Below are 13,709 nucleotides of genomic sequence, written 5' to 3' on the forward strand. Positions count from 1 at the left end.
ATGGGCCGGTCATCCTCTGCGAGGCATCATGAAACTCATTGTCGAAGGCATGACCTGTGGTCATTGCGTCCGCACCGTCACCCATGCGCTGCAGGCGCTGGACGCCAACGCGTCCGTTTCGGTGGATCTCCCGGGCAAAACGGTCCTGGTCCGCGGCGACATCCGCGCGACGGACGCGACCCGGGCGCTGGCCGCGCAAGGCTATGACGTCGTGGCGACGGACGAGGCCGCCGCCGCGGCGCCAACCGAATCCGGCGGCCAGTGCTGTGGCAGTTGCAAGGCGGCCTGACCGGTTCGCCCGGCGGTTCGTCCGGGCCAGGCCCGCGATCGCGGCGACATGGCGCGATCGCGGCGGGCGAATGTAGCGCACGCCGCTCGGCACCCGGAACACGGTAGCCTGTGACGGGATACGCAAATCGGAGCATCTTCTTCGCGCGTGACGCGATCCCCGTAACGCCATCGACGCGATGGCAATGCATGATCGACGCGCGAACCTCGCCATGCACATGCGCATCTGCGTCGTTCGCGGCGCGGTTCGGAACCGGAGCATCGCGATGGTGCCGGATGCATGCGTGAAGACGGCTTCACGCCGGATGCGTCGCCGTCCCTTCTCCACCACTCGACAGGTACAGCCACATGCAGGTGAACATTGATCAGGTCTGCCAGGGCATCTACGAACACATTCCCGGCGAGGACGTGGTCGGCTGCGTACGGCGTGGTGACGCCGTGCTGGCCTGGGCCATCGACGGCGCGACCACGCTGACGGAACATCCCTTCACCACCTTCCCCGACCTGACCGATGCGGGCTGGTTCGCGCGCGGCATGGGGCGATGGCTGGCCGAGCGCGGTGCGCTGGAATCGTTCAGTCCTTCATTGCTGGAAGAAGGACTGCGAGTCCTGCGTGACGAGTACCTCCGCGCCGGTGGCGAGGCGCAGCCGCTCCACGCCTGGCCGGTCGCCGCCGCCGTCGTGGCCGAAATCAGCCCGTCCGGCCCTGCCCTGCGGATGCGGGTCCATCGCTACGAGGACTGCTTCCTGGAAATCCATTCCGCGCCCGCATCGCCACGGTCGATGGTGCCGGCGGTCCTGCCCACGCAGAGCCACGACGAGTGGAAACCCCATTCCGGTTTCGGATTACCGGCCCTGGAGCGCATGTGGGAGCGCAGGCGCCAGCAGCAGGCCAACACCGGAGGCACGGCGTTGACCCTGAATCCGATCAGCGCGCACAACGCGGTGATCGAGGAGCTGGTACTGACCGCGCCCGTGCACGTCGTGCTGGGCAGCGACGGGCTGTCGCGGGTGTGGGATACCTACAATCTGATGAGCCGGGAACAAGCGCTGGCGCTGGTGGCGGAACGAGGCTTGGCGGCGCTGCTGGCCACCCTGCGCGAACACGAGGCCAGCACCCGCACCGGCGATGCGGGGCTCAAGCGCCGAGACGACGCCAGCGGTCTGCACTTGTTCCTGGGCTAGCGCCTCCTGGCGCGTAGCGACGCCGGCGAAGTGCCCTGGCTCGATTGGGTGCCGCCACGCGGGCAGACGACGCCGAACGCCGTGCCCACCGCAACATGACTGTCATGCGCGACGCCTAGCATCGCTCCTCATTTGCCGGAAGGACGGATGGCGGGGAACCGGGTGTCTGAGCGATCTGAAGCGGCGGGGAGCACGGAGGGCACCCTGGACGATGTCGAACGGACGCGCTGGTTCATGCACCACATCCTGCCGCACGAGGCGGCGCTGAGGAACTGGCTGTCCCGCCGCAGCACCTACGATGTCGAGGACATCGTGCAGGAAAGCTACGCGGTGCTGGCCGAGCGCGAGCGGGTGGACGACATCCTCAATCCCCGCGCCTATCTGTTCCAGGTGGCGCATTCGCTGGTGGTGCGCAATATCCGACGGGCCCGGATCGTGCCGATTCACGCGGTCGAGGATCTGGGCATGCTGGATTTTGCCGACGAGGCCGCCACCCCGGAACAGAGCGCCATCGCGCACGACGACCTGCGCCAGCTGGCGCGGGTGATCGCGAGCATGCCGGGACAGACGCGCGAGGCGTTCGTGATGCGCCGCATCCGCGAAATCCCCCAGCGGGAGATTGCCTCCCGGATGGGACTTTCGGAGAACACGGTCGAGAAACACATCGCCCGGGGACTCCGCTGGCTGGAAGACTGGTTCGCCAGTGGCGGAAACCCACCCGCCAAAACCTCTAGTCAATTGGAGCGGGAAAGAAGGCGTGCCAGTGGAAGAGCGCGAAACCAGCCAGAACATTGACCAGACCGCCTCGGAATGGGTGGCGCGGATGGACCGTGCCCCCCTGTCGGCGACCGAAACCCGCGAACTGAAGGACTGGCTCGTCGGCGATCCGCGCCGTCGGGGCGCCTTCATCCGCGCACGCGCCGTGTGGATGCGCAGCGAAGCCGCGCGCGCGCTCGGGCCGCACTACAACCCGGACGACTTCCAGCCCGTGGCCGCCGCCGCGGCACCCCGCCCCGCCCCGCCTTCGCGCCGCTGGATGCGCTGGGGCGGCGCCATGGCTGCCTCCCTGCTGCTGGTCGTGACGCTGGCCGCGACCCTGCAGATGCCCACCGCCTACGCCACCGCCAAGGGCGAGATGCGCCGCGTGCCGCTGGGCGATGGCGCCACCGTCACCCTCAATACCGATACCCGCATCCGGATTTATCAGGACGATGGCCGGCGCACCATCCGCGTCCTGCGCGGCGAGGTGCTGATCGAGGGCACCGCGGGGACATCGCCAACCCGGGTCGAAGTCGATGGCCGAAAACTGGATGCCACGCAGGCGACCTTCGTCGTGCGCAAGCTCGATGGCGACGCCACCCAGATCCTGGTCCAGGACGGCCGGGTAGACGTGGCCGGCGGCACGCCCGCCGAGCACGCTTCGCTGGCCGCGAACACCCGCTATGCATTCCGGCAGGGCACCCCGCAGGCCTGGCGGCTGAGTTCCCTGCGCACCGGCCAGATGGATCGCGAGCTGGCCTGGCGCGAAGGGAAGATTGCCCTGCAAGGCGAAACCCTCGGCGAAGCGGTCGCAATCTACGCGCGCTACAGCGACACGCCCATCGTCATCGCGGATCCGGCGCTGGCCCGCACGCAGGTCACCGGCCTGTTCGCGACCAACAATCCGCTGGGCTTCAGCCGCGCCATCGCCGAAGTGTTCGATGCGGACGTTCGCCAGGAACGCGGACGCATCGTGGTGGCCCGCGCGCATTAAATTTTTTTGACAGGTAGCGGAAAGCGCATCCGTCGAGTCTCTCAGTTCTCAGTACCGCCACCCACGCAGATTTCCTGAGAACACACGGATCATGAATCGCTACGAGAAAGTCCTGTTGACCAGCGCCATCCTCGCCGCATTGGCCTGCACGTCCCCGGCCATGGCGCAGCAGCGCAAGTTCGAAGTACCCGCGCAGCCCGCGGTGACGGCCATCCCGGAACTGGCACGGCAGGCGCAACTGCAGATCATCGCGCCGGCCGGTTCGCTGGAAGGCATCCAGGCGCCGGCCATCGTGGGCGAGATGGATGCGCGCGAAGCCCTTCGCCTGTTGCTGGAAGGGACCGGGCTGGAAGTGAAATCCGACGAGGGCAACATCATCCTGTTGCAGAAGGCCGACGACGCCGCGCCCGAACGTCCGCGTCCCGGACCGCAGATTGGCACCGGCAGCCTGCGCGGCCGGGTGCTCAACACCGCAACCGGCGAATACGTGCGCAACGCCGAAATCCGGGTCGAAGGCACGACCATCGTCACCTACTCGGAAGACGGCGGCAATTTCTGCCTCAGCGGTCTGCCGGCCGGCGACGCGACCGTGATCGTCAGGTACACCGGCCTGCAGGAATCCAGGGCGGTCGCCAGCATCGGTGCCGGCCAGGTCGCCACCCTGGACTTCGAACTCAAGGTCCCCTCCTACGCAGGCACGGGTGCCAGCGGCGGCGAGGCGGTCGAGATGGACATGATCATGGTCACCGCCAAGCGCGAGGGCCAGGCCAGCGCCATCATGGAGCGTCGCGCGGCGATGAACGCGAAGAACGTGGTCGCCGCCGACAACTACGGCGCCCTGACCATGGGCGACGTCGGCGAGTTCATGAAGTCCATGCCGGGCATCTCGCTCGACTACACGGAGGTGGACGCCACCGCGGTGCGCATCGGCGGTCTGGACCCGAAGTACTCGACCTTCACCATCGACGGCGCCCGCATGGCGACCGCGACCTCCAACAACAACACCGGCCGGCAGAACTCGTTCGAACAGATGTCGATCACCGGCATCGAGTCCATCGAACTGAACAACACCCTGACCGCCAGCATGGATGCGGACTCGCCGGGCGGCCAGATCAACCTGCGCAGCAAATACGCGTTCAACCGCACCGGCCGCCAGATCGTGGCACAGCTGGGCGGCGTCGGCACCTCCGACTCCACGCTTTCGCGCAAGTACTTTCCCGACGATCGCAAGCACTCGACCCTCTATCCCTCGGCCCAGTTCGGTTTCGGTGACGTCTTCCTGGAAGGCCGCCTGGGCGTGGAGTTCAATACCAGCTACAACGCCAACTACGTCCAGCAGGATCGCATCCAGACCGACTGGTCCTACCTGGCGGACGGCCGGGTCATGCCCTACCGGGTGATGTGGCGACCGGGTCCGAAGATGACCAGCCGCACCGCGGCCAACCTGAGCACCGACTACCAGCTCACCGACGAACTGGTCCTGTCCCTGCGCAGCACCTACTCGTTCTATGACGTCGAGTACTTCAACCAGTACACCTTCCTGTATTTCGGCACGCCCACGGCCTCCTATGCCACGCCGGATTCCACGCCCACCCATATCGTGGTCAATCCCAACGGCAACAACACCCGCCTGCGTACCGAGTACTCCCACCGCTATGCCGGCACGCCCACCTACACCATCGCGCCGAAGCTGGAGTTCAAGAACGATACCTTCGAAGCCACCCTGCGCAGCAGTTACTCGCGCTCCGAATTCAACTTCCGCGACAACGACGAAGGCTTCTTCCAGCGCACCGACAGCTGGCTGACCGGCATCGGCTTCACCATGGACCGGCCGACCGAGGGCTCCAACGCCTGGACGCTGGCGCAGACCGCCGGCCGTCCCTGGGGGGATCCGACCAGCTACAACCGCGACGCCGACATCGGCAACAACGTCCGCACGTCCCAGTCCGACGCCGTCAACGATCAGTACGGCGCCTACCTGGATCTGAAGAAGCACCTGACCATCCGCGACCTGCCGATCACCCTGATGGGCGGCTTCGGCAGCCGCAGCAACGACTGGCGCACCAACGAGGGTTCCTACCAGCAGTACCAGTACGTCGGCCCCAACGGCGATCTGAGCCAGCGCGACCCCGCCGCCGTGATCCCGTGGACCCAGCACTACCAGTTCGGCATCCTCGGCTTCGACGCCGGCAACATGAACCAGCAGAACTGGCGCGCCGACAACAACTACGCGGTGTACGACATCTACCGGGAACACCCCGAGTATTTCGTCGCCGATACGGTGGGCAACCTGAAGCGCCGCCTGGACAACAACAAGCGTATCCAGGAACAGGTCGACGCCGCCTACATCGAGGCGCAGACCCGGATTGGCAAGGCCCGTTTCGATCTGGGCCTGCGCTACGAGAAGACCCGTACCGCCGCGCGCGTGGCGAATGTTCGCCCGGCCAGCGAAGTGACCGAGGCCGGGCTGTCGGTCAATACCGTCGAAGGGCTGCTGTACCAGTACAACAACGGCGCCTACTCCATGCGCCGCGGCCAGTACGAGGACTGGTTCCTCAGCGGCGGCATCAAGTACGACTTCACCGACAGGCTGGTCGGCCAGCTGGCCTTCAGCGAATCCATCCTGCGCCCGGACTACGGCAACCTGGGCGGCGTGGTGTCGGTCAACGAGGACACGATGGTCGTCAACGTGCCCAATCCGCTGCTCAAGCCCGAGCACTCCACCAAGTACTTCGCCAGCCTGCAGTACTACCTGGAACCGTCCGGCATCGTTGGCCTGTCCTACTACAAGCTGGACATGAAGGACATGCAGGTCACCGGCATCACCGTCGATCCGGAGGATGTCGGCTTCGATCCGGACGAGTATTCCGGCTACACCTTCCGCAGCGCGCAGAACCTGCCCGGCACCAGCACCAACGAAGGCCTGACCCTGGAGTACAGCCAGCAGCTGACCTTCCTGCCCGGCGCGTTCCGCGGGCTGAGCCTGTACGGCTCCTACACCAAGGTCAATCCGGACGGCGAGCGCCAGAACATGCCGGAACAGGCGGCCAACTGGGGTATCCGCTACAACTACGGCCGCTTCGATCTGCAGATCAACGGCAATCGCCAGGGCACGTACCGGGTCAGCGCGCTGAGCAACACGCCGACCACCGCCAACAACGGCATCCTCTACCACACCCCGCGCGAGCTCTGGAACATCAGCGCCAGCTACAAGCTCACCGAGAACATCGAGTTGCAGTTGGCCGGACGCAACATCTTCAACGAACCCGACATCATCTATTCCAATGTGCCCGGCCGGGTCCAGCAGTACACCGTCTATGGCTCGATGTGGAATTTCGGCATCAAAGCCAGGTTCTGAGGCCGCGCGAGGCCGGCGACCCTCCCCTTCCCGCGACGTGCACGGATCCGGTCCGGCGTCGCGGGATCTCTCCGCATCGGTGGCTCGGCGCGGATTCCGCCTCGACGGACATGTTCATGCACCCTCCCCGTTCCTTGCCTACCTGCATGCGCCGTGATGGCCATCGACTCCCGCACCGGATCCGATGGTTCGCCGGCCTCTGCCTGATACCCGTCGTGTCCGGCGTGTCCATCCCGGCGTGGGCCGGCACCGCGAATTCCGTGCCCGCGCCGCGCCTGCCGTCAACGCAGAACGGAGGCACGTGGGATTCCGGGCACGTCCAGGGCATCGCGGTGGACCTGGACCGCGGCCATGTCTACTACTCGTTCACCAACCTGCTGGCCAAGTACGACTTCAGCGGCAGGCTGATTGGCACGCTGGTGGGCTGGAGCGGCCATCTGGGCGATCTCGACTTCAATCCGGACGACGGCAAGCTCTACGGTTCGCTCGAGTACAAGGCTGACCAGGCGTTCTATATCGCGGTCATCGATGTGGACCGCATCGATCGCCTCGGCGTCTCAGCCGACGGCACCGACATCCTGCGTACCGTCTACCTGCCGGAGGTGGCCGCGGACTACACCGCCGACCTGGACGGCAATGGTCGGTTCGACGGCAATGTCGCGGCCACGCCCGATCATCGCTACGGCTGTTCCGGCATCGATGGTGTCGGTTTCGGGCCCGCGTTCGGCCGGGTGGACGGAACGCGCCTGCTCACGGTCGCCTACGGCATCTACGGCAACACCGACCGCAGCGACAACGATCACCAGGTACTGCTGCAATACGACATTCACGGATGGGACGCGCTTGCCCGCCCACTGGATGAAGCCGCGCCGCACCACAGCGGTCCGCATGCACCGCACGGCAAATACTTCGTCCGTACGGGCAACACCACCTATGGCGTGCAAACCCTGGCCTACGACGGCGCATCGCAGCGCTGGTTCATGGGCGTGTATCCGGGCAAGAAGCCATCCTTCCCCAACTACGGACTGTTCGCGGTCGATGCGCGCACCGCACCACGCCTGGACGATCTGGTGGGTGTTCCCGCCCGCGACGGGGATGGCTGGGAACGGGGCCGTCTGCTTGCACTGGCCGATGAGGGATTGAAGGACGAGGGCAGCGGCGTGCGCGGCTGGCATCAGAAAGCCGACGTCGGCTTCCAGCCAGTCGGCCGGGGCCTGTTCTATCTGGCAATCAATTCAGGCGCCAAGGGCGCGCAGACCGCTGAAATCAACCTGACACGGTGGACGGGGAACGTGGACGCGCCCTTCACCCGGATCGACATGGAGAAGCAACCTTGAGCGTGAACATCGAGCGCCGTCGCCTGATCGTCGGCGGCACCCTGGGCCTGGGCATGCTGGCGCTGCCGGGCGGCCGCGGCCTGGCGATGGAACTGCTGGGCGCGCGGGGATTCACCCACAGCGTCGCCAGCGGCGAACCCGGCCCGGACAGCATGCTGCTGTGGAGCCGCTACGTGCCGGCCGGCGGCGCGGACGAAGTGCGATTGATGGCGGAAGTCGCGCTGGATCGCGAGTTCACCCGGGTGGTCTCGGGTGGCCAGTCCATCACCGGACCCCATCGCGACTGGACCGTCAAGCAGACCGTGGACGGACTGCGGCCCGGCACGACGTACTGGTACCGCTTCATCGCGCCGGACGGCACCCAATCGCCGGTCGGCCGCACCCGCACCCTGCCCGAGGGCGAGGTCGAACGGTTCGGGCTGGGCCTGTTCTCCTGTTCGAACCTGCCGATGGGCTGGTTCAACGCCTATGCGCACGCGGCGGCGAGCGACGATCTCGACCTGTGGCTGCACGTGGGCGACTACATCTACGAGTACGGCATCGGCTCCTACAAGGAAAAGGACCGCATCGCCGGGCGCGAGGTCCTGCCCGCGCACGACCACGAGATGATCAGCCTGGCCGACTACCGCCTGCGCTTCGCCTGCTACCGGGCGGATCCGGATCTGCGGCAATTGCACCGGATGGCGCCAATGCTGGCGCTGTGGGACGACCACGAAATCACCAACGACAGTTGGGAAGGCGGCGCGCAGAATCACCAGCCGACCGCCGAGGGCGACTGGAACACCCGGCGCATGGCGGCGATGCAGGCCTATCGCGAGTGGATGCCGATATCGGAAGAACCGTGGAAGGCCTATCCGATCGGCTCCCTCGCGACCCTGTACCGCACCGAATCACGGGTGCTGGCGCGCACGCGGCCACCGGCGGCGGAATTGGCCGAGGCGCACCAGTCAGCGGATCCGGACGCGGCGCTGCGGCGTTTTCGTGACGGCGCCTGGCAGGATCCGGCGGCGAGCATGCTCGGTTCGGATCAGGAACACTGGCTGGCGCGCGAGTTCGCCCGCAACGCCGCCACATCCACCTGGCAGATGGTGGGCATGGGCACGATCCTCGGCCGCACCCTGATGCCGGAGCAGATGCCGGGCTGGCTCCGGCCCGAGGCCGGCGAGCGCGTGGCCGACAAGTTCCGCCGCGACGTGCGCGCGTCGCGCCAGGGCGTGCCGATGTGGATGGACCGCTGGGACGGCTATCCGGCCGCGCGCTCGCGCCTGCTGCGCGCAGCCCAGCAGGCGGATGCGGATCTGGTGATGCTGTCCGGCGACAGCCACAACGCCTGGGCGTACTCGCTGGTCGAGGACGGCCGCCCCGCCGGCACCGAGTTCGCCGGCCACAGCGTGAGCTCGCACGGCATGGAGGGAAACATGGCCGTGGATCCGAAACAGGTCGCCGCCGCCTTCGTCGCCACCAATCCGGAACTGGCCTGGGCCGACACCAGCCAGCGCGGCTACATGCGCCTGGACATCACGCCGCAGCAGGTCACCGGCGAATGGCGGTTCCTGCGCACGGTCAAGGAACGCAGCCTGGCGCTGGCCGGCACCCACCGGCTGTCGGTGGAACGCGGCCGGCGCAGCTTCAAGGTGTGAACCTGGCGCTGGCGATCAGCCGGCGCGCGTAAGCGCACCGCGCAGGTCGGCGGCGAAGCGCCGGGCCTGCTCCGGCGTCAGCGCCGATATCGTGACGCGCAGGCCGCGCGCCGGCGCGCCGACGCCGAAGGCTTCACCCGCACGCACCAGCCAGCCCTGGCGGGCGAGATCGCCGGCGATTCGCCCGCCGTCCGTGGCCAGCGGCAACCAGAGGTTGAGGCCGTCCGCCGGCGCGGTCGCGATGTTCTCGCCGCGCAGCGCTTCGGCCAGCTGTTGCCTGCGGCGCGCATAGTCCTCCCGCGCCCCCTTGATCTGCCGGTTGCGCGAATCCAGCAGGCAGGCCTGCGCGATGTCCTGCAGGATGTGGCTGACCCAGCTGGTACCGCCCGCCAGGCGCAGGCGCAGGCGATTCGAGGTCTGCGCGTCGGAGGCGACGAACGCCAGGCGCAGGTCCGGCCCCAGCGCCTTGGACAGCGAACGCACCAGCGCCCAGCGCTGCGCATTCTTCGGAATCACGTCATGGTACGGCGCCTGCGCCAGCAGCGCGAAATGGTCATCCACGATCACCAGCGCGTGCGGATGGCGCGCAAGCACCGCGCGCAGCGCCTTCGCGCGGCTGGCGCCCAGGCTGCAACCGGTGGGGTTGTGCGCGCGCGGCGTGATGATCACCGCCTGCGCACCCTGCTCCAACGCGGCTTCGAGCGCGTCCGCGCGCATGCCCTGGCCATCGATGGGCACGCCGATGGCTTCGAAGCCGGCGGTGCGCAGGGTGTTGATGCTGCTGAGGAAACACGGATCCTCCACCGCCACCCGATCGCCCGGCGCGAGATAGGCGGCGAGCAGGCGCTCGACCGCATCGACCGCGCCGTGGGTCAGATCGATGGCCGGGCCGGCCGGGCAATCGGGCGACAACCATGCGCGGCCATAGGCCTCCAGCTCTGGATTCATCAACGGCGCGCCATAAAGCCGCGGCGGCCGCCGTTGCGAGGCCAGCGCGGCGGCGGGATCGGGCAGCCAGTCCGGATTCGGATTGCCGCCGGCCAGATCGATCAATGGCGTGGCATGCGGCGTGCCTTCCTGCTCGCCCAGCACCTCGTCGCCGCGGATCACCGTGCCCAGCCTGCCCTGGGTGGCGGCGATACCCGCCGCGACCAGGCGCTTGTAGGCGGCGGCGACGGTGTTGCGGTTGACGTCCAGGTTGATCGCCAACTCCCGCACCGGCGGCAGCAGCTCGCCCGGTTGCAGTTGCCCGCTCCGCACCAGCAGGCGGATGCGCTCGAAGATCTCGGCGGCGGTATTTCCGGTGATTTTCATATTGTCCTATGACAATATAGAATCCGGCCTATGTCAACGGCATCCCATGCCAGTTGCACGCTCCGCGCAAAGGAAACAACCTCGGTGAACACGCCCTTCCCTCCCGCTCCCGTTCCATCCACCTCCACTTCGCATGCGCAGCACGGCCGCTATCCGCGCGCCGAGAGCGTCGAGGATTTCCGCCACAACCTCGCCGCGGTCGCGGCGCGCATGCAGGCGGCCTGCACGCGTGTCGGCCGCGATCCCGCCGACGTGCGCCTGCTGCCGGTCAGCAAGACCATGGACGAGCCGCACATCCGTCTCGCCCACGCCGCCGGCTGTCGCCTGCTGGGGGAAAACAAGGTGCAGGAAGCCCATCGCAAGTGGGAGGCGATGGCCGACCTCACGGACCTGCGCTGGTCGGTCATCGGCCACCTGCAGACCAACAAGGCCAAGCTGGTGGCGCGGTTCGCCGCCGAGTTCCAGGCGCTGGACAGCCTGCGCGTGGCCGAGACGCTGGATCGGCGCCTGCAACAGGAAGGACGCGCGCTGGACGTGTTCGTGCAGGTCAACACCTCGGGCGAGGCCAGCAAGTACGGTCTGCCTCCCGAGGACGTCGCCGCCTTCGTGCGCGAACTGCCCGCATTCTCGGCGCTGCGGGTGCGCGGCCTGATGACCCTGGCGGTGTTCTCCGAAGATGCCGGGCGGGTGCGCCACTGTTTCGTGCGGCTGCGGCAACTGCGTGATCGCCTGCGCGATCAGGCGCCGGCCGGCATCGAACTGCATGAATTGTCGATGGGCATGTCCGGCGATTACGAGATCGCGATCGAGGAAGGCGCCACCGTCGTGCGGGTCGGCCAGGCCATCTTCGGCGCCCGCGCCCTGCCCGACAGCCACTTCTGGCCCGGCGAAGGCAGCGCGGCATGAGCCTGCGCGACGACGGCGGCGCCGGACTGGCGGAGCGGCTCGCGACGGTGCCCCACCAGGTGGACGCCACGTCGCTGCCATTGCGGCTGGACGTGGTGTCCGTGCAATCGCAGGTCGTCTATGGCCGGGTCGGCAACGCCGTCGCCGTACCAGCCTTGCAGGCGCACGGGCTGAGCGTGGCGGCGGTGCCCACGGTGCTGCTGAGCAACACGCCGCACTATCCCAGCCTGCATGGCGGCGTCATCCCGTTGCCGTGGTTCGAAGGCTATCTGTCGGATTTGCGTGCGCGCGGCGCATTGCGGCAACTGCGCGCGGTAGTGGTCGGTTACCTCGGCGAACCCGCGCAGGCCGCGGCGCTGGCGGATTGGATGGCCCGGCTGCGCGAGGATCTGCCGGACTTGCGCCTGTTCGTCGATCCGGTGATCGGCGATCACGACAGCGGCATCTATGTCGACTCCGGCATGATCGACGCCTACCGGCGCCATCTGCTGCCCCTCACCGATGGCATCACCCCGAACGGATTCGAACTCGCGCAACTGGTGCCGGACCAGGGCCGCGATCCCGAAAGCGTGTTCGCCGCCGCGCGCCGCCTGCTGACCGGCCGCACCCGCTGGGTGGTCGTCACCAGCGCGGCGCCGGAGGCATGGGAAGCCGGAGGCATGTGGGTGGCGGTCGTCACCCGCGACAGCACCCGCGTGATCCGGCATCCGCGCCTGTCCGCCGATACCAAGGGCACCGGCGATCTGTTCAGCGCGGAACTCGCCGCGCGCCTGCTGGCGGGAATTCCGTTGGACGAAGCGGTCGCGCAGGCATGCGAACGCGTCGTCGCGGCGCTTCGCCACACCCTGCTCCATCGCAGCGGCGAACTGCTGCTGCCCGCCTCCTCCCTTTCTCCCTGAGATCACCATGTCCAGCTATCGCCTTCTCGTCCACCAGCAGGACCGCCACCTGGGTCATTTCGATGCCGAGGGCGCCGAAGCGCTGCAGGCGATTCACCGCATCGCCGCGCTGCTGCGCCCCGAGGACGGTTTCCAGTTGGAGTTGCTGGTGGCGCATGACGAGCGCCGCCTGCTGGAAAGCGGGCCCGAAGGGCTGCGGGTATTGAGCCGGGAGCCGCTGTTCCAACCGGCCTCGCTGTGAGCGCGCCGACGAACGGTCATTGAACGAAATAGTTAGGATTCCTACCATATTGCCATGTCCGATCCTTCCCACCAGCGCGAACAGGCGGCCGCGGGCCTCGAGCAACTCGCCTCGCTGGTGCGCGCGCAGGCCTGGCGCAGTGATGCGGGCGCCGCCCTGCCGCCGACCCAGGCGCAGGTATTGCGGATGCTGGCCGCTGCGCCCGACGGGCTGCGCGCGCGCCAGATCGCCGAGCGCCTGAGCGTATCGCCGGCCAGCCTCAGTGATTCGCTCAAGGCGATGGAAGTCAAGGGCTGGATCCGCCGCCGCGCCGACACGGAGGACCGCCGCGCCAGCATCGTCCGCCTGAGCGCGGCCGGACGCACGCAGGCGAACCGGTTGAAGCATCCCGCCCATGGCCTGGCCGCCCTGTTGCAGGGCCTGGAATCCGACGACGTGGGCGCACTGCTGCGGGTGAGCCAGTTGCTGATCGCACAGGCACAGCAGCAGGGACTGGCCACCGGCCTGCGGACCTGCCTGGGCTGCCGGTTCTTCCGTCCCTTCGCCAGCGACGATGCGGCGAAACCGCATGTCTGCGCCTTCATCGGCGCCCCGTTCGGCGACGCCGAACTGCGGATCGATTGCGGCGAGCAATCGCCCGCCGAAGACCAACTTCTGGCCGCGAACCGCGAACGGTTCCGGCTTCCCCATCCGCCCCAGGCGGAAACGAGTGGGCGGCGATCGACTGCCATCGATCGCCGCCCGGTTCCCCCAACGACCCTGTGAAGAGCAGCAAGAGGAGATGCAAG

General features: G+C 67.7%; 12 protein-coding genes. 11 read left to right on the forward strand and 1 reads right to left on the reverse strand.

Annotated elements, in window-relative coordinates:
* Nucleotides 1-28 precede the first annotated feature (28 nt).
* The 7 genes from FG323_RS02700 to FG323_RS02730 all read left to right on the forward strand — a co-directional run bounded on the left by FG323_RS02700 (nucleotide 29) and on the right by FG323_RS02730 (nucleotide 9,561).
* Nucleotides 29-289 (forward strand): heavy-metal-associated domain-containing protein, encoded by a 261-nt coding sequence (locus FG323_RS02700; protein ID WP_181444070.1) that lies wholly within the window; start codon nucleotides 29-31, stop codon nucleotides 287-289.
* 347 nt (nucleotides 290-636) lie between these two features.
* Nucleotides 637-1,473: a hypothetical protein gene (locus FG323_RS02705; protein ID WP_141452910.1), complete on the forward strand. Its 837-nt coding sequence runs from the start codon at nucleotides 637-639 to the stop codon at nucleotides 1,471-1,473.
* A 234-nt stretch (nucleotides 1,474-1,707) separates the two neighbouring features.
* Nucleotides 1,708-2,268 (forward strand): sigma-70 family RNA polymerase sigma factor, encoded by a 561-nt coding sequence (locus FG323_RS02710; RefSeq protein ID WP_203323023.1) that lies wholly within the window; start codon nucleotides 1,708-1,710, stop codon nucleotides 2,266-2,268.
* Nucleotides 2,231-3,226 carry a FecR domain-containing protein gene (locus tag FG323_RS02715; protein ID WP_220094115.1) on the forward strand — a complete coding sequence of 332 codons (996 nt, stop codon included), beginning with the start codon at nucleotides 2,231-2,233 and terminating at the stop codon, nucleotides 3,224-3,226. Before FG323_RS02710 ends, FG323_RS02715 begins: the two co-directional genes overlap by 38 nt.
* A gap of 91 nt (nucleotides 3,227-3,317) precedes the next feature.
* A complete protein-coding gene (locus tag FG323_RS02720; RefSeq protein WP_141452912.1) occupies nucleotides 3,318-6,584 on the forward strand; it encodes an outer membrane beta-barrel protein in 3,267 nt (1,088 codons plus the stop codon).
* A 215-nt stretch (nucleotides 6,585-6,799) separates the two neighbouring features.
* The gene (locus FG323_RS02725; protein WP_220094116.1) at nucleotides 6,800-7,921 is read left to right on the forward strand and encodes a hypothetical protein; all 1,122 of its coding nucleotides are present in this window, start codon (nucleotides 6,800-6,802) and stop codon (nucleotides 7,919-7,921) included.
* A gap of 2 nt (nucleotides 7,922-7,923) precedes the next feature.
* On the forward strand, nucleotides 7,924-9,561 hold the full coding sequence (locus FG323_RS02730; protein ID WP_255470021.1) for an alkaline phosphatase D family protein: 1,638 nt from the start codon (nucleotides 7,924-7,926) through the stop codon (nucleotides 9,559-9,561).
* A gap of 15 nt (nucleotides 9,562-9,576) precedes the next feature.
* On the opposite strand, the gene ptsJ is transcribed toward FG323_RS02730, so the two are convergent.
* The gene (ptsJ, locus tag FG323_RS02735) at nucleotides 9,577-10,875 is read right to left on the reverse strand and encodes a transcriptional regulator PtsJ (RefSeq protein ID WP_141452914.1); all 1,299 of its coding nucleotides are present in this window, start codon (nucleotides 10,873-10,875) and stop codon (nucleotides 9,577-9,579) included.
* Nucleotides 10,876-10,959: 84 nt separating this feature from the next.
* Here ptsJ and FG323_RS02740 point away from each other — a divergent pair, with 84 nt between their 5' ends.
* Genes FG323_RS02740 through FG323_RS02755 form a run of 4 tightly spaced genes read left to right on the forward strand, consistent with a single transcriptional unit; the run spans nucleotide 10,960 to nucleotide 13,686 of the window.
* Nucleotides 10,960-11,781 carry a YggS family pyridoxal phosphate-dependent enzyme gene (locus FG323_RS02740; RefSeq protein WP_255469991.1) on the forward strand — a complete coding sequence of 274 codons (822 nt, stop codon included), beginning with the start codon at nucleotides 10,960-10,962 and terminating at the stop codon, nucleotides 11,779-11,781.
* Entirely contained in the window at nucleotides 11,778-12,680 is a 903-nt protein-coding gene (gene pdxK / locus FG323_RS02745) for a pyridoxine/pyridoxal/pyridoxamine kinase (protein ID WP_141452916.1), read from the forward strand. The genes FG323_RS02740 and pdxK overlap by 4 nt, the downstream gene beginning before the upstream one ends.
* A gap of 7 nt (nucleotides 12,681-12,687) precedes the next feature.
* Nucleotides 12,688-12,921, forward strand: coding sequence for a cytoplasmic protein (locus tag FG323_RS02750; RefSeq protein ID WP_141452917.1), 234 nt, complete (start codon nucleotides 12,688-12,690; stop codon nucleotides 12,919-12,921).
* Nucleotides 12,922-12,975: 54 nt separating this feature from the next.
* On the forward strand, nucleotides 12,976-13,686 hold the full coding sequence (locus FG323_RS02755) for a MarR family transcriptional regulator (protein ID WP_141452918.1): 711 nt from the start codon (nucleotides 12,976-12,978) through the stop codon (nucleotides 13,684-13,686).
* Nucleotides 13,687-13,709 lie beyond the last annotated feature (23 nt).

It is taken from the genome of Pseudoxanthomonas sp. z9, from assembly GCF_006542425.1.
Lineage (GTDB): Bacteria > Pseudomonadota > Gammaproteobacteria > Xanthomonadales > Xanthomonadaceae > Pseudoxanthomonas_A.

What these genes read in the sequence shown, in the direction of transcription:
- pdxK (WP_141452916.1), top strand. Translation starts at nt 11,778, where the DNA reads ATGAGCCTGCGCGACGACGGCGGCGCCGGACTGGCGGAGCGGCTCGCG.
- FG323_RS02700 (WP_181444070.1), top strand. Translation starts at nt 29, where the DNA reads ATGAAACTCATTGTCGAAGGCATGACCTGTGGTCATTGCGTCCGCACC.
- FG323_RS02750 (WP_141452917.1), top strand. Translation starts at nt 12,688, where the DNA reads ATGTCCAGCTATCGCCTTCTCGTCCACCAGCAGGACCGCCACCTGGGT.
- FG323_RS02755 (WP_141452918.1), top strand. Translation starts at nt 12,976, where the DNA reads ATGTCCGATCCTTCCCACCAGCGCGAACAGGCGGCCGCGGGCCTCGAG.
- FG323_RS02710 (WP_203323023.1), top strand. Translation starts at nt 1,708, where the DNA reads ATGCACCACATCCTGCCGCACGAGGCGGCGCTGAGGAACTGGCTGTCC.
- FG323_RS02720 (WP_141452912.1), top strand. Translation starts at nt 3,318, where the DNA reads ATGAATCGCTACGAGAAAGTCCTGTTGACCAGCGCCATCCTCGCCGCA.
- ptsJ (WP_141452914.1), bottom strand. Translation starts at nt 10,875, where the DNA reads ATGAAAATCACCGGAAATACCGCCGCCGAGATCTTCGAGCGCATCCGC.
- FG323_RS02705 (WP_141452910.1), top strand. Translation starts at nt 637, where the DNA reads ATGCAGGTGAACATTGATCAGGTCTGCCAGGGCATCTACGAACACATT.